This window comes from Mitsuaria sp. BK037 (assembly GCF_014193045.1).
Lineage (GTDB): Bacteria > Pseudomonadota > Gammaproteobacteria > Burkholderiales > Burkholderiaceae_C > Roseateles.
In genome coordinates, this window is record NZ_JACHYS010000004.1 from 377,911 (window position 1) to 396,858 (window position 18,948).

Annotated in this window: 17 protein-coding genes; 4 read left to right on the top strand and 13 right to left on the bottom strand. The window is 68.7% G+C overall.

Translation table 11 applies throughout. The annotated features are described in order from the left end of the window. Positions 1–19 precede the first annotated feature (19 nt). Positions 20–1,273, top strand: a complete 1,254-nt coding sequence (locus FHT37_RS22635) for a serine hydrolase (protein WP_183484847.1) — start codon at positions 20–22, stop codon at positions 1,271–1,273. Positions 1,274–1,278: 5 nt separating this feature from the next. On the opposite strand, the gene FHT37_RS22640 is transcribed toward FHT37_RS22635, so the two are convergent. Then, the gene (locus FHT37_RS22640) at positions 1,279–1,785 is read right to left on the bottom strand and encodes a cytochrome P460 family protein (RefSeq protein ID WP_183484850.1); all 507 of its coding nucleotides are present in this window, start codon (positions 1,783–1,785) and stop codon (positions 1,279–1,281) included. Between the two features lie 283 nt (positions 1,786–2,068). Between FHT37_RS22640 and FHT37_RS22645 the strand changes: the two genes are divergently transcribed. Then, a complete protein-coding gene (locus tag FHT37_RS22645) occupies positions 2,069–3,826 on the top strand; it encodes a family 16 glycosylhydrolase (protein ID WP_255489916.1) in 1,758 nt (585 codons plus the stop codon). A gap of 40 nt (positions 3,827–3,866) precedes the next feature. Here FHT37_RS22645 and FHT37_RS22650 read toward each other — a convergent pair whose 3' ends face one another. Then, positions 3,867–4,223: a ribonuclease E inhibitor RraB gene (locus FHT37_RS22650; protein WP_147240395.1), complete on the bottom strand. Its 357-nt coding sequence runs from the start codon at positions 4,221–4,223 to the stop codon at positions 3,867–3,869. Between the two features lie 173 nt (positions 4,224–4,396). Here FHT37_RS22650 and FHT37_RS22655 point away from each other — a divergent pair, with 173 nt between their 5' ends. Further along, positions 4,397–4,654 carry a hypothetical protein gene (locus tag FHT37_RS22655; RefSeq protein ID WP_183484853.1) on the top strand — a complete coding sequence of 86 codons (258 nt, stop codon included), beginning with the start codon at positions 4,397–4,399 and terminating at the stop codon, positions 4,652–4,654. A 95-nt stretch (positions 4,655–4,749) separates the two neighbouring features. Then, positions 4,750–5,037, top strand: a complete 288-nt coding sequence (locus FHT37_RS22660) for a hypothetical protein (protein WP_183484856.1) — start codon at positions 4,750–4,752, stop codon at positions 5,035–5,037. 33 nt (positions 5,038–5,070) lie between these two features. On the opposite strand, the gene FHT37_RS22665 is transcribed toward FHT37_RS22660, so the two are convergent. The 11 genes from FHT37_RS22665 to FHT37_RS22715 form a co-directional block, all read right to left on the bottom strand. Then, positions 5,071–5,475, bottom strand: coding sequence for a RidA family protein (locus FHT37_RS22665; protein WP_183484858.1), 405 nt, complete (start codon positions 5,473–5,475; stop codon positions 5,071–5,073). 127 nt (positions 5,476–5,602) lie between these two features. Continuing rightward, a complete protein-coding gene (locus tag FHT37_RS22670; protein ID WP_183484861.1) occupies positions 5,603–5,866 on the bottom strand; it encodes a DUF2007 domain-containing protein in 264 nt (87 codons plus the stop codon). Between the two features lie 85 nt (positions 5,867–5,951). Then, on the bottom strand, positions 5,952–7,484 hold the full coding sequence (locus FHT37_RS22675) for a tryptophan halogenase family protein (RefSeq protein ID WP_183484864.1): 1,533 nt from the start codon (positions 7,482–7,484) through the stop codon (positions 5,952–5,954). A gap of 71 nt (positions 7,485–7,555) precedes the next feature. Further along, on the bottom strand, positions 7,556–8,584 hold the full coding sequence (locus FHT37_RS22680; protein ID WP_183484867.1) for a cupin-like domain-containing protein: 1,029 nt from the start codon (positions 8,582–8,584) through the stop codon (positions 7,556–7,558). 22 nt (positions 8,585–8,606) lie between these two features. After that, positions 8,607–11,633: a TonB-dependent receptor gene (locus FHT37_RS22685; protein WP_255489917.1), complete on the bottom strand. Its 3,027-nt coding sequence runs from the start codon at positions 11,631–11,633 to the stop codon at positions 8,607–8,609. A gap of 325 nt (positions 11,634–11,958) precedes the next feature. Beyond that, positions 11,959–13,047, bottom strand: a complete 1,089-nt coding sequence (locus tag FHT37_RS22690) for an ABC transporter ATP-binding protein (protein WP_183484870.1) — start codon at positions 13,045–13,047, stop codon at positions 11,959–11,961. Positions 13,048–13,061: 14 nt separating this feature from the next. Beyond that, positions 13,062–14,420, bottom strand: a complete 1,359-nt coding sequence (locus FHT37_RS22695) for a GH1 family beta-glucosidase (protein WP_183484873.1) — start codon at positions 14,418–14,420, stop codon at positions 13,062–13,064. Between the two features lie 82 nt (positions 14,421–14,502). Then, on the bottom strand, positions 14,503–15,363 hold the full coding sequence (locus FHT37_RS22700) for a carbohydrate ABC transporter permease (protein WP_255489918.1): 861 nt from the start codon (positions 15,361–15,363) through the stop codon (positions 14,503–14,505). 24 nt (positions 15,364–15,387) lie between these two features. Further along, a complete protein-coding gene (locus tag FHT37_RS22705) occupies positions 15,388–16,323 on the bottom strand; it encodes a carbohydrate ABC transporter permease (protein ID WP_183484876.1) in 936 nt (311 codons plus the stop codon). Positions 16,324–16,338: 15 nt separating this feature from the next. Next, a complete protein-coding gene (locus tag FHT37_RS22710) occupies positions 16,339–17,643 on the bottom strand; it encodes an ABC transporter substrate-binding protein (protein WP_183484879.1) in 1,305 nt (434 codons plus the stop codon). Positions 17,644–17,894: 251 nt separating this feature from the next. After that, positions 17,895–18,917 (bottom strand): LacI family DNA-binding transcriptional regulator, encoded by a 1,023-nt coding sequence (locus FHT37_RS22715; protein ID WP_091720842.1) that lies wholly within the window; start codon positions 18,915–18,917, stop codon positions 17,895–17,897. Positions 18,918–18,948: the final 31 nt, after the last annotated feature.

Here is an 18,948-nt window from a genome sequence, read left to right on the forward strand (position 1 = left end):
CGGCCCTAGCATCGCGCGCATGACGCAAATTCCTTCCCGACGCCTGGTGCTGGGCGCGGCACTGGCGGCGCCGGCTGTGGTGGCCGCCGCTCCCGCACCCTCCGCCAGCGCCAGCGCCAGCGCGACCGTCCTGCGCCTGGCGCCGGGCGCCCCCGGCTCGACACTCTCGCCGCGGCGCATCGACCAGACGCTGCGCCGCATGGTGGCCGACGGCCGCGCGGCGGGCGTGTCGGCCCTGGTCTGGCAAGCGGGCGTGGAGCGCTACTTCGGCGCCCACGGCCTGGCCGACGTGGAAGCGAAGCGGCCGATGGCCCGCGACACGCTCGCGCGCATCTGGTCGATGACCAAGCCGGTGGCGTCGGTGGCGCTCATGCGGCTGTGGGACGCGGGCCGGTTCCGGCTGGACGATCCGCTGGCAATCTACCTGCCGGAGTTCAGCGCGATGCGGGTCCATGCCGACGATGGCCGCGGCGAGCGACCGGCCGAGCGGACCCTCCTCGTGCGCGACGTGCTGCTGCACACCGCCGGGCTGACCTATGCGATGGAGGACGGCGCCGCCGATCGGGCCTTCCGCGCCGCGAGCCCGTTCGAGCGCTCACCCGACCTGGCCGCCTTCAGCCGCGCGGTAGCCGCGCTGCCGCTGCGGCATGAGCCGGGCACGGCCTGGCACTACGGCACCTCGACCGACATCCTCGCCCGGCTGGTGGAGGCGCTGGCGGAGGAACCCTTCGATGCGCATGTGCGTCGCCATGTGCTGCAGCCGCTGGGCCTGCGGGAGACCGACTGGACCGCGCCGGCCGCGCTGCAGGACCGCATGGCCGCGACCTACCGCCTGTCCGCCGACGGCAAGCCGGAGCGCGAGCCCGACCAGCCCTTCACCTTCGCCAGCGGCGGCGCCGGCCTGATCGGCCCCATCGACGACTACCTGCGCTTCGCCCGGATGCTGCTCGGCGAAGGCGAGCTCGACGGCGTGCGGGTGCTGCGCCCGGCGACGGTGCGCTTGATGCTGGTCGACCACTTGGACCCGGCGATCACGCAGCGGCATTTCCTGTCGAGCCCGGGGCTGGGCTTCGGCTTCGGCGGCTCGGTGCGCATCGCGCCGCCGCTGCGGGACGAGCCGCCCGGCGCGGTGGGCGAGTTCTCCTGGGGCGGTGCCGCGTCGACGCTGTTCTGGATCGACCCGGCGAACCAGCTCGCGGTGGTGTTCTTCGCCCAGAAGCTGCCCTTCGACGACGCCCTGCATCGCGACCTGCGACGCGCGGTGTACGGCTAGGCCGCTCAGGGCGCGAGCTTCGTGAATACATCGTCGCGCGCCTTCACGAGCGCGTTGTGGCAGGCGAAGCAGGTCTGGTGCTGCGCCGCGTCGACGGGCTTGCCGTCGATGAAGCGGCCGTAGCCCCAGCCGCCGCTGTCGGCGTAGCGCTTCGAATCCTTGACCATCACCTGCACCGTCGTCGGCGCGCCCGGCACCGTCGCGGCGGGAAACTCGGTGGAGCGCTGCCGCTTCCACGCCAGCTTGACCAGCATGGCGCCGTCGGGGAACGGCAACTGGCCCAGGCGATAGGCCTTCATCGCGATCGGATTGCCGACCACCGCGCGCAATTCGTCGAGCGGTGCGTCCTCCGTGGCGACGCCCACCATCTCCCATTGGCGATAACCGTCGGGCAGCACCACGCCGTAGATCGGCGAAGCAGGTTTCGAGGGCTTGCCCTGGGCCAAGGCGGGGAGCGAGCTGGCGCTGAGCGAAGCCAGGAGAAGCATCGAGGCGAGACGGTGGGCATGCATGTGGGTCTTCCAGGCAAGTGGGGCAGTGCCACGGATCAGACCAAATTCATCGCTGCCTGGGCATTGAACCTTGGTATGGGCAGAGCGTCGTGGTGATCGGCGCTTCGGGCCGTTGCATTCAAAAACCCGCTTGTCGTGAAAGCGCTTTCACAATCGACCGATATTGCCTAGGATGCGTCCCGCCGGAGAGAAGTCGCGACCCTGGACCCGCGCCGCAGAGCGCTGGCCGGATCGCGCCGATCGGTGCCCTCCAGCACACCATCGACACCTCTTGGAGACATGAATGGGATTTCCGAACCGCATGGGCGCGCCGATGCTGCGCGCCGTCGCCCTGGGCTTGTGCGCGACTGCCGCCGCGCCGGCGTTTGCCAGCGTCACCAATCCGACCATCGGCCGCCTGTTGTGGTCCGAGGAATTCAACGGCGCGTCGTTGAACACCAGTGTCTGGACGCCCTATGACGGCAATGGCTGCCAGATCAACCTGTGCGGCTACGGCAATGCCGAGCTCGAGTACTACAGCCCCAACAACCTCTCGATCGCCGACGTGCCCTTTGAAGCCGGCACGCGCGCCCTGGCGATCCGCGCGCTGCGGCAGACCATCGGCAGCAATGAGTTCACCTCCGGAAAGGTCGATTCCTACGGCAAGGTGCAGGTGCAGTACGGAATGATCGAGATCCGCATGGCCACGCCGCAGGTCACCACCGGGCTGTGGCCGGCCGCCTGGCTGCTGGGAACCAGTCCGCAGGTCTGGCCGCGCAAGGGCGAGATCGACATCGCCGAGCTGGGCCATCGCGCCTCGGCCTGGGCCGCGGCGGGCGCGCCTTCGCCCGACCATTTCGTCGGCGCCAATGTGATCACCTGGTCGCAGGCCGCCTGCGTGCCGGGCAATGAGTCGTGTGCCGCCTCCACCGCCTGGCAGACCAAGAACTGGTACAAGCCGCAGGCCTCATTGGCGAATCGCTTCGTCAAATACCGCTTCTACTGGACCGAAAGCCAGATGCGATTCACCGTCGTAGACAACGACGGCGAACACGACATGTATGACGCGCCGTTGCCGGTGAACTCAACGGCCTTGCAGGCGCCGTTCTATCTGCTGCTGAACATGGCGGTGGGGGGCAACTTCACCGATGCGGCGACGCCCTCGCAGGTGAACGCGCCACTGCCCGCCACGATGTACGTCGACTACATCCGGGTGTATGAACTCGACGGCAAGGGAGAGGTGAAGCTGGGCAACCAGGTGGTGCCGGAAGTCGCCGGGAAATTCGGCGTGTTCACCGACAACACGGTGGTCAACAACAAGCTGGTCGCCGGCAGCACGTCCGACATCTTCCTGTGGAATGGCGCGTCGACCGCGGCCGGCAACACGCTGCCGTATGAAGGCGGCAATGTGATCGCGTGGAGCTACAACACGCCGGGGCAGTGGTTCGGCGGCGGCATCCAGTCCCGCCAGATCCGCGACCTCACCAACTACCGCAATGGCCAGCTGAAGTTCCGGATCAAGATCCCGGCCAACGTGTCCTTCAACATCGGCATTGGCGACACCTACACCAACCAGAACTGGGTGAACTTCCCGGCCAATACAACGGCATTCGGCCTGGTGCGCAATGGCGAATGGGCGACGGCGACGGTTCCCATCTCGACGCTCATCGGACCGAAGGTCGCGCTGCAATCGATCGCCGACATCTTCATGTTCTCGGGCGACAACAACCGGCTGCCGACCTCGGCATTCCAGTTCGCGATCGATGACGTGGTGTGGGAGTCCGGCACGACGACCCAGGAGCCGCCGACGCCGGCCGGCATCACCCAGCCGTCGGCGACCACGGTCAAGTTCACGGAGCCGACCGGCACCTGGGCCGACGTGCATTACACGGTCAACGGCGGCGGCCAGATGAATGTGCGGATGCTGAAGGAAGGCAGTGGCAATGCCTACACGGTCACCGGGCTGAAGCAGGGCGATGTCGTGCGATTCAACTTCACCTACTGGGACCCGGCCCGCAATGGCGCCTACGACACGGCGCTGCAGAGCTACACGGTGAAGTGAACGCGCGGGATTGAGGCGCCAGGGGATTGACGACGACTCGTCAGTCGACGATCTCCGCGCCCCATCCGTCATAGACCACGCCATGCGTTTTCGCCAGTGCTTCGAATTGCGCCGACAGCGCCATGAGCGCATCCAGGTCCGGAATCATGCGGCGGGCGGCGACCACCTGCCAGGTCGGCGCATCGTCCTCCGGACCGAAGATCCGCACATCGAAATCCAATTCGGCCAAGGCGTGCGCGATCGACATCGCGGCGGCTTCTTCGGCGGCATCGAAGGCGAATTCGGGGACGTGTGGCAAGGACAGATCCGCGCCAAGTTCAACCATCTGCGCCAACACCTTGGCGTCCGGATCGTCGTTGTTGACCAGGCGATCGAGGAGTTCGGGAGAAGTTGGCATGGGTGCGGCGGAGAGAGAGTGAGGAATGGCCTGCCGCCGTCGGTCGCGGCGGTGCGGGATCATCCCACGGCGCGATGAGTCGACGCCTTCGCTCCTTGGCGTCGTTTGCTCGCGCCGCGCAGAAGCCGGAGGATCGAGACGGGATCAATCGGCGTCCCGACTAACATCGCGCGATGGATCGACGCATCAAATGGTTCGCTTGGTTGGCGATCGCCGCCGGCATCGCGCTCATGGGCTTTGCCGTCCGTGACTTCACGGCGAGCGGCGATTACCCGCCGTCGGGTCTGTCTTGCCGGACACTCTGTGGCCTGTCGCTCATTGCGGCTGAGTTGCTGGGCAATGAGATCGGCCAACGCGTGCTCGCGGGCCTGCAGCTGGCACTCGGCCTGTGCAGCGCGGCGCTCGGGGTCAAACTGATCAAGGGGCGGTGAGGGGCGCCCCGGCATTTCACCCTGACTTCACCGCCAGCCTTCATTGCCTTCACGGCGAACGTCGAGACTCCGGGAGGACATCGACGGAGCGACCCATGATCATTCCTTCCCACTCCCGCTTGCCGGCCTGGCGCATCGCGCTGTGGGGCTTCGCCGCACTGGCGCTGCTCGCGCCGGGCGTGGCCATGCAATTCACCAGCGAAGTCCGGTGGGACCTGGCCGACTTCCTCGCATTCGGCGGGATGTTGCTGGTCGCCTGCGGGGCTTTCGAACTGGCCATGCGCCTGACCTCCCAGCGGCGATCGCGCTGGATTGCCGGCGTGGTCATCGCCGCCTTGTTCCTGCTCGTCTGGGCCGAACTGGCGGTCGGCCTCCTTCATTGAAGGCGGCGGCGACTGCCATCACCGCCATGACCGTCAGGCCGCCGGGCCGTCCGGCAGCTTCGCGATGACCTTGATCTCGAACTGGAACCCGGACAGCCAGGTCACGCCGACGGCGGTGGCGGTCGGGTAGGGCGCCTCGCCCCAGAACTCGGCGGCGACGGCCCAGGCGCGCTCGAAGTGGGTGTGGGGATCCACCATGAAGACGGTCACGTCAATGACGTCGCGGAAGCTGCAGCCCGCCGCCGCCAGGATGGCGTTGAGGTTCTTGAACGCGAGGCGGACCTGCTCGTCCCGGTCCGGCTCGGGCGATCCATCGGCGCGGCTGCCGACCTGACCCGACACGAACAGCAACCCATTGGCGCGAATGGCGGGGGAGTAGCGGTGCAGCTCATAGAGCGCGTGGCGGTCGGGCGGGGAGACGACATCTCGAGTGAACATGACCGACATTCCTTTGAAGCACGAATTGCGATGTGCTCACTGTAGGAATTCGCCGCCCGTCGATAAACCAGCGACTCGCACAATCACTGTTTGGGGTCGCCAAACAGTGAGAGGAAACGACCGCCGTCTACTCCTCCAACCGGAACGCCCCCGCCTCGAAATCGGCGATCGTCGCGCGTGCGGCGGCGAGTTGCGAGGCCGGCACCAGCACGCGCACGCCGCCGACGGCCGGCGAGAGCAGCGAGTAGTTCTGCACCATGTGCTCGTCCGCCAGGTGCGGCGTGAGCGCGGCGGACCGGAGCACGCCCATCAGCAGGTGGGCCTCGATGGGCGAGTCGCGCGTGGCGACACAGACGAAGTCATCGGAGCTGGCGTCGGCGTGGTCGGGCATGGGGCCTCCTGGATTCCTCCCAAGGGCCGCAGCTTAGACCGCTTCCCGTGCGGGCGCATGCGCGTCGCTCGCAGGGGCCGTGCGCTCAGGCCGGCACCGGCACCTGCCACTGCGTCCCCGGCGCATAACGCGCGATGTACTGCTGATGCCCCGGCATCTGCTGCACCGTCTGGTCGATGCGCGCCTTGATCCCGCCCAGGAAGCCGGCCAGCTCGCGGTCGCTCATCAGGTCGGCCGTCGGATGATGCTGCTCGGGCATCAGGCCCTGGCCCAGCATCACCTGGATCCACGAGTTCTCGGTGAACAGCTCATTCGGCCCGCGGAACACCCGGCCGCTCTCGCGGAACAGGTCCAGCCGGTGCTGCAGCGACGCCGGCACCGACATCTCGCGCAGGTCGCGCCACATCGGCGAATCGGTCCGCTGCTGCAGGTGGTAATGCAGCACGATGAAGTCGCGGATGTGCTCCAGCTCATGCCGCATCTGGGCGTTGTACTCGTCGACGTCGGACTGCCGGATCCCGTCCTTCGGGAACATCTGCAGCAGCCGGATCGCGCTGCGCTGGATCAGGTGGATGCTGGTGGACTCCAGCGGCTCCAGGAAGCCGCTGGCCAGGCCCACGGCGACGCAGTTGCGCTGCCACACCACGTCGCGCTGGCCCGGCTTGAAGCGGATCACGCGATGCGGCGTCAGCACCTCGCCCTCGATGTTGCCCAGCAGCGCCGCGCGCGCGGTGTCGTCGTCGGTGTAGCGGCTGCTGAAGACCACGCCGTTGCCGACGCGGTGCTGCAGCGGAATCTGCCACTGCCAGCCCCAGGGATGCGCGATCGCGCGCGTGTAGGGCACCGCGTCCCGCACCGACGCGGTCTGCAGCGCGATCGCGCTGTCGCAGGGCAGCCAGTGCGACCAGTCCTGGTAGCCGACGCCCAGCGTCTGCCCCAGCAGCACCGAGCGCATGCCGGTGCAGTCGATGAAGAGATCCCCTTCGACCTCGGACCCATCCTGCAGCTTCAGCGCGCGCAGGTCGCCATCAGGCCGCAGCAGCACCTCGGCGATACGGCCCTCGATGCGGCGCACGCCGAAGCCTTCGCTGAAGCGGCGCAGGAAGGCGCCGTACAGCGATGCGTCCAGGTGGAACGCGTAGTTGATGCCGTCGCCCGGCAGATGCGCGAACCGGTGCTGCTGCGCCGCGCGCAGCTCGAGGCAGTAGTCGCCGTAGTCCGACGCCATGCCGCGCTCGCGGCCCTTCATCCAGAAGTGCTGGAAGCCGGCGGTCCAGTGGTCGATGCCGGTGCTGCCGAACGCGTGGATGTAGCGCGCGTCGGGGTCGCGCCAGCCCTCGAACTGGATGCCCAGCTTGATGGTGGCCTGCGTCGCGGCCATGAACTCCCGCTCGTCCAGTCCGAGCAACTGGTGGAAGGTCAGCATCGTCGGGATCGTCGCCTCGCCGACACCGACCGTGCCGATCTCGTCAGACTCGACCAGGCGGATGTCCAGCTGCTTGCCCAGGTGCTTGGCGATGCAGGCGGCCATCATCCAGCCGGCCGTGCCGCCGCCGGCAATGACGACGCGCCGCACCGGCGAGCGGGGAACGGACGGGGCGGGGGGCGTGAAGCTCATGGCGTCTCCTCCATGTCGTGGGTCGGGCGGCTTCCGGCGCGACGATGCGGGCGTCCGCAAGGACGCGTCGCTCAACGCTGCCGGAGCCGCTGGATCAGGTGGGCGCGCAGATGGCCGGCGCCCTCGGCGGTGATCGGGGCCAGCGCATGGCGGGCATGCGCGGGGATGTGGGCCGAGGTCTGGCCGTCGGCATTGAACACGTAATGGTCGAAGATCCCCTGCCAGGCGCGGCGTTGCGGCGCCGGCAGGTCGCGCAGCGACAGCAGCGCCAGCATCAGCGCGAAGACCGGTGGATCCATGTGGGCCGGCGACTGCCGCCACCAGTAGTTGATCAGCACGTTGAACGCGTCCAGCGCCTCCACCTGGTGCCACCACATGCTGGGGATGTAGAGCACGTCGCCCGGTTCGAGCTCGGCGACCTGCGCGTGCTCGAGCGCCGTCGCGAAGCGCGGGAAGCGCTCGAAGTCCGGCTGCTTCAGGTCGACCAGGCTGACCGGCTGGCCGGCTGGCGTGAAATCGATCGGACCGACGTACAGGTTGGGCAACTGCTCCGGCGGGAACAGCGTGAAGCGGCGATGGCCGGCCGCCACGCAGGCGATGTTGTCGGGCAGGTCGTAGTGCGGCGCGATGCGGCTGCGATTGCCCAGCCAGACGCTGGCCAGCGCCTCCGGTGCCGCCGTGCCGCCGGTCGCCAGCGAGGACAGGTCCAGGTCGTTGTGCGCGCGAAAGCCGGGCAGGCACTCGTCGACCGTCGTTGAGCCGACGTAGTAGCAGGGCGGACGCTCGACCTCCGCGAGTTGGAGCAGTTCCTCCATCAGCGCCGGCAGCGGCGCGTCGGCCCGGCCGAAATTCATGCCGGTGAGGTCGTCGTTGTAGAAGATGCGGCCGTCGATCTCCGGCGGGCCGGTCATGATCGCCACCGGCGCGCCGCGCCAGCAGCCGTGCAGGTAGTCGACCGCGGCGCGGTCGGAGCGCCGCGCCTCCCGCACCATCGGCCAATGCGACACGAGGCCGCGCAGCACCACTGGCTGCGCGGCCTCGATCAGGTGGGAAGGAAGCCGACCCGGCACCAGGTCGTGGAGTTCTCGGATCGGCTTCATGCCGGCATCGGCCCCGGCGGGGTCAGAACTTGTAGCGGAGGCCCAGCATATAGCGGCGTCCCGTCTGCGTGACCGCGTACACCTCCTCCTTGGTCCGGCCATGCTGGCGCAGGACCGAATCGCCGAGGTTGATGACTTCGGCCTGCAGGCTCAGGCGTTCGCTGAAGTTGTAGCCCAGGCTGACGTCCACCTGCGAGTAGGGCTCGGTGAAGATCGGCGCCGAGCGGCCCAGCTGGTTGCCGTCGTTGACCGCGGCCAGGAACTTGTCGCGCCAGTTGTAGGCCACGCGCACGCTGAACTTCGCGTCCTCGTAGAAGCCCACCAGGTTGGCGGAGTCGCTCAGGCCCACCAGCGCGTACTGCTGCGCGAAGCTCATGTTGTCGTACTTGAGCCCCGACTTCACCTTGGTGTAGTTGGCCGCGACGCCGAAGCCCGAGTTCCCGAACGCGTGCTGCACGTTCAGCTCGAAGCCCTTCAGGCTGTTGGACTGCGTGTTGGCCGGCACCGTGATCTGGAAGTTGGCCACCGGATCGCCGGGCTGTCCGACGATGGTCCCCAGCGCATGGCCGTTGCTCTCGCCGGTCTTGGTCACGCCCGGCTGGCCGTTGTAGCGGTTGAGGATGTAGTCGCGGATGCAGGTGATGTCGCTGCCGCAGCCGCCGGTGGTCGAGGCTTCGTTGTAGTACGCGCCGCCGATCGGGGTGTGGAGGTTGAACGGGGTGGCGTTCTCGAGCGTCGAGCCGATGTAGTTGCTGATGTTCTTGCGGAACACGCCCGCCGCCACATAGCTGGACCGCGCGTAGTAGTACTCCAGCGAGAAGTCGATGTTCTTCGACTTCAGCGGCTTCAGCCCCGGGTTGCCCTGCGAGCCGGTGCCGCCGCTCAGGCGCGCCAGGTCGTTCAGCGTCTGCCCGCCCTGGATCGCGTCCCAGCCTGGACGGCCGATCGTCGTGCCGTAGCTGGCGCGCAGCTTGAGCTTGTCGGTCAGGTCGGCCTGGTAATCGATGTTGGGCAGCCAGTAGCTGTACTTGCCGTCCAGCGTCGTGAAGCCCGGGTCGCCCTTGAGCACCGTCAGCTCGTTGTTGGAGCCCCAGGTGATGCCGGTGGCGATCGGCACCAGCGCGCTGGAGGTGACCTTGGTTTTCTCGTAGCGCATGCCGACCGTGGCGCTCATCGGGACGCCCAGTTCCCACTCGCGGGTGTACTCGGCGTAGGCGCTGGTGGACTTCTCCGTCGTGCGGCGGTCCGTCGAGAAGACGTTGGACGCGAGGTACTTCGACGGATCGCCGTTGCCTTTGGCGGCCAGGTCGCGGACCGTCCCGAAGTCGAAGGTGTAGAACTGCGTGAACAGGCGCGGATCGCCGACGCCGCCGATCTTGCCGAAGAAGTCTCGCAGGTCCTGCGGGATCCAGACTTCGTCCGGGTAGTTGGCCGGGCCGTTGGCCACGCCACCCCAGTTGTCCAGCTGGACGTTGGCGTAGGCCGAGCGGTTCTTCGCCTTGGTCAGGCCGACGCCGAAGTCCAGCTTCGATTCGTCGCTGATGTCCCAGCTGCCGTTGATCTGCTGCTGGTCGACCTGCGCCTTCATGTAGCTGTTGCGGAAGGACGAGCCCGTCACCTGTTGCAGCGCCGCGTTGCGCGTCGTCGTCGGCATGATCAGGATGGGCAGGTCCTGGCTGAAGTCCACGCCGGTCTGGCCGCGGTTGAAGCTGGCCGTGCCGATCACGTTGTTGCTGCCCCAGGGGCTGTCGGCGCCCGACTCCGCCGTGGAGTGGTGGGCGTCGAAGCCGAAGCGCAGCTTGTCGGTGACCTTCCAGTCGGCGTTGAAGCCCAGCGACTTGTTGTCGTTCTTGGTCGCGAAGTCGGCGCCGCCCATGGACAGGTCGGCGTCGCCGTTGGCGATCAGCTCGGTGTAGTTCAGCGGCGCGGACACGGGGCCGGAGGTCCACGAGCTCGACGAGGGGCCGAAGCTGAACCAGGCCGACAGGTCGTTGCGGCGCGTGTGCACCTTGTTCTGCGAGACCGTGTAGTCCAGCGTCGTCGTCAGCGACTTGGTCGGCGCGAACTGGAACGTCAGCTGGCCGTTCGTGCGCTCACGGCTGATGGCGTTCATGTTGTAGTTGACGTTCTGCGGCAGCGAGTAGACGTCGCTCGCGCCCGGACGGTTGGTGATCCGTTCCGAACCCGGCGCGCCCGGCAGCGGGATCGCGCCGTTGCCCGTCTCGTCGCCCTTGAAGGGCAGCCAGCCGTTGGGCACGCCGGCGCTGTTGTAGCCGGCGTCGCGCTTCTGGAAGCTGCCCGAGACCGACACGCCGAACATGCCCTCGCCGAAGGTCGTGCTGTAGATGCCCGACACCTCGGGCGTCACGCTGTCGCCCTTGATGTTGTCCGGCAGGCGCGAGTTGCCGCCGTCATGCACCGCCTTGACGCCGATGCTGGCGATGGTCTTCTTGGTGTCCAGCGGGCGCGCGGTCTTGATGTTGATCGTTGCGCCGATGCCGCCGGTCGGGGCGCTGGCGCGGCTGGTCTTGTAGACCTCCAGCGCGGCGATCGATTCCGTGGCCAGGTTGGCGAAGTCGAAGGCGCGCGAGTTCGACGGACCCGTGTCCGCCAGCGTCGAGGCCGGCATCTGGCGGCCGTTGAGCAGCACCAGGTTGAAGTCGGGGCCGACGCCGCGCACGGTGACCTTGGAGCCTTCGCCCATCGAGCGGTCGATCGACACGCCCGAGATGCGCTGCATCGACTCGGCCAGGTTGGTGTCGGGGAACTTGCCGATGTCCTCGGCGACGATGCCGTCGACCACGCCGCGCTGCTGGCGCTTGAGGTTCAGCGAGGTGTCCAGCGACTGTCGGATGCCGGTCACGACGACGGTGTCGATCTGCGCGTCGGCGGTCTTGCGCTGGGCCTCGGACGCGGCCGCCTCGGGGGCCGCGGGCGCCTGCTGCGCGTGCGCCGCGGCGGCCAGGAACAGCATCGCGCAGGCCGCCGCCACCGGTTGGGGTTGCGGTCCGCGGCCCTGCCGCTGTCGGGTGGGGTGGACGTGTTTCATGTGTCTCCTTGTTGTCTCTCAGTCTTGGCCATGACCCACGTGCGACGGCGGGCCCGAGGGATGCAGGGCAAGCTGGATCCGGATCTCGTCGGGGCACGGCTTCGTTGGCCGTCGCCCCGTCTGTCCTTCGCTGCCAGGACGCTCCTTTCCGCGCCCCGGTGGGCGCGTGGCGGATCATCTTGAAAGCGCTTTCAGAATTTAACTGCTTCGGCTCCGGGTCCTCTACTGACTTTCCCTAGCGAGGGGTCCGCGCCACACCGGGCGCGGGGTACTGCGAAATGGGGCGGCCGCGGCGGCCGGGCGGACGCCGGGTGGCGTGGCGCTTTCAGGCCGCGACGGGGACGGCGGGGCGCGCGTCCAGCGCGCGGGACTCGGCGTCGAAAGCCAGGGCGTGCCCGGCGCCGGCGACCAGGCGGACGCTGTCGCCGTCGTGCAGCGCGGCCGCGCCGGCGGGCAGCTTGGCGGTGAGCAGCTCGGGGATGCCGTCCACGCGCAGGTGCAGGATGGACACGTCGCCCAGGTGCTCCGCCAGCACGACGGTCGCCGGCACCGCGGCTTCGTCGTGGCCGGCGGCGAGCTGCAGGTGCTCGGGCCGCAGGCCCAGGCGGGCCGCCGCCGGACGCGCGGCGCCGCCGAGCGAATCCCACAGCCGCCGCGCCGCGCCGGGCGCGTGCGCGGCCGGGCGTTCGATGAAGTTGATCCGCGGCGCGCCGAGGAAGCCGGCGACGAAGGCATTGGCCGGATGGCGGTAGAGGTCCATCGGCGCGCCGAGCTGCTCGATGCGGCCCTTGTTGAAGACCGCGATGCGGTCGCCCATCGTCATCGCCTCGACCTGGTCGTGGGTGACGTAGATCATGGTCGTGCCGAGCTGCTGATGCAGCCGGGTGAGCTCGATGCGCATGTCCACGCGCAGCGCGGCGTCCAGGTTGGACAGCGGCTCGTCGAACAGGAACACCTTGGGCTTGCGCACGATCGCGCGGCCGATGGCCACGCGCTGGCGCTGGCCGCCGGAGAGCTGCCGGGGCGTGCGCTGCAGCAGGTCGGTGATGCGCAGGACCTCGGCGGTGCGGCGCACCTGCTCGTCGCGCTCGGCGCGGCCGACGCCGGCCATCTTCAGCGCGAAGCCCATGTTCTCGGCCACCGTCATGTGCGGGTAGAGCGCGTAGCTCTGGAACACCATCGCCGCGCCGCGGTCGGCGGGGCGCAGGTCGTTGGCGCGGGTGCCGTCGATTAGCAGGTCGCCGCCGCTGATCTCCTCCAGGCCCGCGATCATGCGCAGCGTCGTGCTCTTGCCGCAGCCCGACGGGCCGACGAAGACCATGAACTCGCCGTCCCGCACGTCCAGGTCGATGCCCTGGATCACCTCGTGATCGCCGTAGCGCTTGCGGATGCCGCGCAGCGTGACTTGTCCCATGACGGTGCTCCCGATCAAGCCTGGCGCGCCGCGCGCCGCGCCAACACGAAGTCGCGGTAGGCGAGCGCGCTGTCCTTGGGCGTGCGCCGCTGCGTCGTGTAATCCACATGCACGATGCCGAAGCGCTTCTCGTAGCCCGAGGCCCACTCGAAGTTGTCCATCAGGCTCCACACCATGTAGCCGCCCATGGGCACGCCCTGCGCGATCGCGTCGCCGACGGCGGCGATGTGCGTGTCCAGGTAGCGGGTGCGGTCGGCGTCATGCACGCGGCCGTCGGCGCCCACCGGATCGGGGAAGGCGCCGCCGTTCTCGGTCACGTACAGGCGCTTGGCCGCCGGGTAGTCGCGGTGCACCGAGACCAGCAGGTCGGTCAGGCCCTGCGGGTAGACCTCCCAGCCCATGTCGGTGAGCTCCAGGCCGCCGGTCTTCGGGTCGAAGCTGTTGTCCGCGCTGGCCATGCCGCGCGAGTAGTAGTTGATGCCGACGAAGTCGATGGGCACGCGGATGCGGTCCATGTCGCCGGCCTCGACGTGCGGCGCGTCATCGCCCAGGTGCTCGATCACGTCCTGGGGATAGTGGCCGTTGAACAGCGGGTCCATGTACCAGCGGCGCAGCTTGCCGTCCTCGAGCCGGGCCTTGGCGCGGTCCGCATCGGAGTCGGTGGCGGGATACATCGGGGCCATGTTCAGCACGATGCCGAGCGAGGCCTTGAGCTGCAGCTCGCGCATCGCGGTCACGGCCAGGCCGTGGCTGAGCAGCAGGTGATGCGAGACCTGCGCGGCCAGGCGGCGATCCTTGAGGCCGGGTGCGAAGACGCCGGTCTCGTGGCCGAGCTGCGCGACCACCCAGGGCTCGTTGTGCGTGGCGATGGAGACCACCTTGTGGCCCAGCCGCTTCGCGATGCCCACGGCGTACTCGACGAAGCGTTCGACGGTGGCGCGGTTGCCCCAGCCGCCGATGTCCTGCAGCGCCTGCGGCAGGTCCCAGTGGTTCAGCGTCAGATAGGGCTTGAGGCCGCGCGCCAGCAGGCCGTCGACGAGCCGCTCGTAGAAGGCCAGGCCGGCTTCGTTCCATTCGCCGTCGCCGGTGGGGCGCACGCGCGGCCAGGACACCGAGAAGCGATAGGCCTCGACGCCCAGGTCCCGGATCATGTCCAGGTCCTGCTCCCAGCGCGCGTAGTGCTCGCAGGCGACGTCGCCGCTGCTGCCGTCGGCGATCACGCCGGGCTGGCGGCAGAAGCTGTCCCAGATGGACGGGCCCTTGCCGTCGGCGTCATGGGCGCCCTCGATCTGGAAGGCGCTGGTGGCCACGCCCCAGACGAAGTCGTCAGGGAAGCGCTTGGCGGAGGCGGTCGGCAGGGTGGAGGATGACATCGGAGCAGGCGTGCTTATGGTTGTTGGAGGGCGGAAGGCGAGAGGCTGAAGGCGCGTGCGATGAGGTGCGAGGCGTGGCGCGTCACTTCACCGCGCCGACGGTCAGGCCCGAGATGAGCTGCCGTGAGCACAGGACGAAGAGCACGATCAGCGGCAGCGTCGCGATGGCGGAACCCGCCATCAGCGCGCCCCATTCGGTGTCGACGGGGCTCTGCAGCGACCGCAGTGCCAGCGGCAGCGTGTACATGTCGGGCGAGCGCATGACGACCAGCGGCCCGATGAAGTTGTTCCAGGACGAGATGAAGGTGATCAGGCCGAGCGTCCCGAGCGCCGGCTTGAGCAGCGGCAGCACGATGCGGGCGTAGATGCCGAGCTCGCCGCAGCCGTCCATGCGGGCGGCCTCGACGAGCTCGCGCGGCACGGCCGAGGTGATGAACTGGCGCATCAGGAAGATGCCGAAGGCGCTGGCCGCGCCGGGGATGTAGAGCGCGCGCGGCTGATCGATCCAGCCCAGCAGGTCCATGATCATGAAGCTGGGGATCATGTTCATGAAGCTGGGCAGCAGCATCGTGCCCATAACCAGGCCGAAGAGCGCCTTCTTGAAGCGGAACTCGTACATCGCGAAGGCGTAGCCGCCCATCGAGCAGAACAGCAGCGTCAGGCCGGTGTTGCACAGGCCCACGTAGAGGCTCAGGCCGAGGTTGCGCCAGAAGGGCAGGCGTTTGGTGAGGATGTCGACGTTGTTCAGGAAGTCGTTGCCGAACCACATCGGCGGCGGCAGGCTGAAGATCTCGGTGCGCGAGTGCGTCGCGAAGACGAACATGAAATAGAAGGGCGCCAGCATGATCAGCGCCCCGGCGCCCACCAGCAGGTAGGCGGCCCAGGCGGTCATGCGCGGCGGCTGCGCGGCGCGCGGTGCGGTGGCGTCGAGGGAGGCAGGCATCGTGGTGCTCATGGCGCGGCGTCCTCAGTCGTCCTTGCGCCGGAAGGCGCGGTTCGTCAGCCACGTCAGCGCGGCCACGATGAAGAACAGCAGCCAGGACATCGCGCTGGCGGCGCCGAAATCGTTGAAGTCGAAGGCGTTGCGGTAGAGGTAGACCGCGGCGCTCATGCCGGCCTGGTCGGAGCCGCCCTTGCCGCCGGTGAGGATGAAGGGTTCCTCGAACAGCTGCAGACCGCCGATGACGCTCAGCGTCACGCCGAAGAAGATCATCGGGCGCAGGCTGGGCAGCGTGATGTGGAAGAACTGCTGCAGGCGGCTGGCGCCGTCCATGGTCGCGGCCTCGTAGAGATCGGGCGGGATGGTCTGCAGCGCGGCCAGGTAGAGCACGACGTTGAAGCCGACGTAGCGCCAGAAGACGATGGTCGAGATGGCGGGCTTGAGGGCGTCGGGATCGTTGAGCCAGTCCACCGCCGCCTGCGGCATCAGCTGGCCCAGCAGCGGAATCTCGCGCAGCGTCGCGATGGCGAGGTTGATCAGGCCGTAGTCGGTCGAGAACAGCGAGCTGAACAGGATCGCGATCGCGACCGAGGAGGTGATGTAGGGCAGGAAGTAGGCCCCGACCATCGGATTGCGCCAGCGCTTGAAGGCGATGTGCAGGAAGGTGGCGAGCGGGATCGCGACCAGGTGCTGCGGAACGCCCGAGGCGATCGCCAGCCAGGCGGTGTTGCGCATGGACTTCCAGAACCACTCGTCCTGCAGCGCGAAGGCGAAGTTGTCCAGCCCGACCCAGTGCATCGCGCCCAGGCCGCTGGTGGGCTCCCAGCTGTGGAAGGCCAGGTAGAGCGAGAACAGCAGCGGGAACAACCCGAAGACCACGAACAGCAGCAGGAAGGGCGCCAGCAGCGCGTAGGGCGCGTAGCGGGGCGAGAGGCGCAGGGCCGGCGGGAGTCGGAAGTGCATCGTCGTCGTTCCGTGTCAGCGTCGCGCGCGTTGCTGGAGCAGCCGCTGCGCATCGGCGAGCGCGGTGGCGATGTCCTTGCCGCGGTCCAGGACCTTGTCGAGCTCGGTGTCGATGACCTCGCGGGCGAAGGCGTCCTGCTTGTGGACCGGGAAGGCGCGGATGTGGCTGGCGGCATCGCGCCAGTCGCGGCGGGCGACCTGGCCGCCGAGGAAAGGCAGCGGCTGGTCGTAGAAGGCGTCCTGCTGCGCATCGACCAGCGCGGGGAAGGCGTCCTGCGCCTTGAAGGCCGCGAGCTGCTGCGCGCGGTTCATCGTCATGAAGCGGATGAAGGCGTAGGCCATCGGCTTGCGGGCGGCGTCGCCATGGCGGGCCATCGCGAAGAAGGTGCCGCCGTAGGCGGCGAAGGCGCCCTCGGGCAGCTGCGCCGCGCGCCACTTGCCGCGCGTGCCGGGCGCGAGCCAGGTGTTCAGGTGCCCGGCCAGCCAGGCGCCGGACATCTGCGTGGCGATGCCGCCGCGCTTGAAGCCCTCGGTCCAGTCGGAGGACCAGGCGGTGACCTTGGCGTCGAGCTGCCGGCGGCGCACGGCGCGCGCCAGCTCGAAGGCGCGGACGAAACGCGGCGAGGTCACCAGCGGCCGCGAGTCCTTGTCGAAGTAGAGGCCCTCGCCCGCTTGCAGGCCGGTGCGGATGAGGATGTCCTTCATGTCGCGCGCATGCGCCATCAGGTAGGCGCCGGTCGAGGCCTTGATCTTCACGCCGGCGGCGACGTAGCCCTCCCAGCTCCGTGTCAGGTCGGCCTCCTTGAGGCCGGCGCGGGCCAGCAGGTCGGCGCGGTAGAGCAGGGTGCCGGGGCCGATGTCGGTGGGGACGGCCAGCACGGCGCCGGCCGGGGTCGTCGCCTGGTCGAAGGCGTAGCCGACGAAGCGCGCGCGCTCGCGGCCGAGCTCATAGGGCGGACGGGACAGGTCCTCGAGCCCGGTGCCCTGCGCGAATCGGCCGAGGTAGCCGATCTCCAGCGCCATCACGTCCGGCAGGCCCTTCGCGGTCGAGAGCGCCGTCGTCATCGCGGTGTGGTGGTCGTTGAGCTCGCGGCTCACGATCTTCACCTCGATGTCGGGATGCAGCTGCTTCCAGGCGGGCAGGGCGGACCGGACGATCTCGTCGATGGCGGGGAACGCGGCGACGGTGAGCGTGGTTGTCGTGGGCGCGGGCGCGGGCGTGGCGGTCGCGCTGGCCGGCTGCGCGGCAACGCCTGACCCCGCCTGGATCAGGGCCAGGGTCAATGTCGCCGTGGATAGCCATTGGGCCCACTGCCGCATGCTTTGTGTCTCCGTCGTTGGTGTCGTTATGAAAGCGCTTTCATGATATCGGTCGTCAGAGCGGGAAAGTACCAGGGTTATCGCTAGTGAGTCGGCTTCGCCTCGCCCCTGCCCGCAAGCGGGAGGGCGTAGGAAGGGCATGAGCATGACTCCCTCTCCCGCTTGCGGGAGAGGGCAGGGGTGAGGGCCAGCGTCCTCACGCAGTCCGCTCATCCGCCCGCTTGCGCCTCGGGGTCGAGGCCGCGCTCCGCTCAGACCGCCCGCGTGGACGATCGAATGATCAATCGCGGCTCCGGAAGCTGCGTCGTCGGCGTCTTGTCGGCCAGCAGCTCCAGCAGCGCCTGCGCAGCGCAGCGTCCCAGCTCGAGGCCGGCCTGGTGGATGGTCGTCAGCGGCGGGATGCAGTGCGCGGCCCCTGCCAGGTCGTCGAAGCCGACGATGGAGACGTCCTCCGGCACCCGCAGCCCGCGGCGGTACAACGCCAGCGAGGCGCCGAAGGCCATCTGGTCGTTGGCCGCGAAGATCGCGGTGAAGGGCTCGCGGCTGTCGATCAGGCGCTCGGCGGCCATCACGCCGCTGTCCTCGTGGAACAGGCCGGGCAGCACCAGCGCCGGCTTGTACTTGACGCCCGCCGCCTCGAGCGCGGCGCGATAGCCCCTCAGGCGCTCCTGCGCGTCGGGGTGGACGGGGTCGCCGGCGATGAACGCGATCTTGCGATGGCCCAGCGACAGCAGATGATGCGTCGCCAGGCGCGCGCCCTCGAAGTCATTGAAGTTCAGCGCATGCAGGCTGGGCGCCTTCAGGCTGCGGCCGGTCACGACCACCGGCAGCTCTTTCGCCAGCTTGCGCAGCGACTCGTCGCTGAGGCGGCCGGTGAGCACGATGATCCCGTCGACGCGGCGCGAGCGCAGCGTGTCGATGCAGCGCTGCTCTTCCTTGGCATTCCAGTGGCCGCTGGCGAAGAGCGGCACGAAGCCGGCGGCGTCGAGCACCTCCTCGATGCCGCGCAGCGCGACGCCGTAGTAGGGGCTGTCGATCGCCTGCGTGACGACGCCGACGCTGAGCGAGCGCCCGCCGGCCAGCACGCGCGCGATGGGATTGGGAACGAAGCCGAGTTCCGCGATGGCGCGGTCGACGGCGTCCTTCTTTTCCTGGCTGACGACGGCGGTGCCGTTGAGGATGCGCGAGACGGTGCTCGGCGAGACCCCGCTGGCTTCGGCCACCATGCCCAGCGTCACCTTCGATGACGGGCGGGCGGACTTGGAGCTCTTCATGGGCGGGATGGCGTTGTCGTGGGCGCGGGCG

Excerpts from the sequence above, each read along its gene's own strand:
- FHT37_RS22635 (WP_183484847.1), top strand. The coding sequence starts at position 20 with ATGACGCAAATTCCTTCCCGACGCCTGGTGCTGGGCGCGGCACTGGCG.
- FHT37_RS22640 (WP_183484850.1), bottom strand. The coding sequence starts at position 1,785 with ATGCATGCCCACCGTCTCGCCTCGATGCTTCTCCTGGCTTCGCTCAGC.
- FHT37_RS22645 (WP_255489916.1), top strand. The coding sequence starts at position 2,069 with ATGGGATTTCCGAACCGCATGGGCGCGCCGATGCTGCGCGCCGTCGCC.
- FHT37_RS22650 (WP_147240395.1), bottom strand. The coding sequence starts at position 4,223 with ATGCCAACTTCTCCCGAACTCCTCGATCGCCTGGTCAACAACGACGAT.
- FHT37_RS22655 (WP_183484853.1), top strand. The coding sequence starts at position 4,397 with ATGGATCGACGCATCAAATGGTTCGCTTGGTTGGCGATCGCCGCCGGC.
- FHT37_RS22660 (WP_183484856.1), top strand. The coding sequence starts at position 4,750 with ATGATCATTCCTTCCCACTCCCGCTTGCCGGCCTGGCGCATCGCGCTG.
- FHT37_RS22665 (WP_183484858.1), bottom strand. The coding sequence starts at position 5,475 with ATGTTCACTCGAGATGTCGTCTCCCCGCCCGACCGCCACGCGCTCTAT.
- FHT37_RS22670 (WP_183484861.1), bottom strand. The coding sequence starts at position 5,866 with ATGCCCGACCACGCCGACGCCAGCTCCGATGACTTCGTCTGTGTCGCC.
- FHT37_RS22675 (WP_183484864.1), bottom strand. The coding sequence starts at position 7,484 with ATGAGCTTCACGCCCCCCGCCCCGTCCGTTCCCCGCTCGCCGGTGCGG.
- FHT37_RS22680 (WP_183484867.1), bottom strand. The coding sequence starts at position 8,584 with ATGAAGCCGATCCGAGAACTCCACGACCTGGTGCCGGGTCGGCTTCCT.
- FHT37_RS22685 (WP_255489917.1), bottom strand. The coding sequence starts at position 11,633 with ATGAAACACGTCCACCCCACCCGACAGCGGCAGGGCCGCGGACCGCAA.
- FHT37_RS22690 (WP_183484870.1), bottom strand. The coding sequence starts at position 13,047 with ATGGGACAAGTCACGCTGCGCGGCATCCGCAAGCGCTACGGCGATCAC.
- FHT37_RS22695 (WP_183484873.1), bottom strand. The coding sequence starts at position 14,420 with ATGTCATCCTCCACCCTGCCGACCGCCTCCGCCAAGCGCTTCCCTGAC.
- FHT37_RS22700 (WP_255489918.1), bottom strand. The coding sequence starts at position 15,363 with ATGCCTGCCTCCCTCGACGCCACCGCACCGCGCGCCGCGCAGCCGCCG.
- FHT37_RS22705 (WP_183484876.1), bottom strand. The coding sequence starts at position 16,323 with ATGCACTTCCGACTCCCGCCGGCCCTGCGCCTCTCGCCCCGCTACGCG.
- FHT37_RS22710 (WP_183484879.1), bottom strand. The coding sequence starts at position 17,643 with ATGCGGCAGTGGGCCCAATGGCTATCCACGGCGACATTGACCCTGGCC.
- FHT37_RS22715 (WP_091720842.1), bottom strand. The coding sequence starts at position 18,917 with ATGAAGAGCTCCAAGTCCGCCCGCCCGTCATCGAAGGTGACGCTGGGC.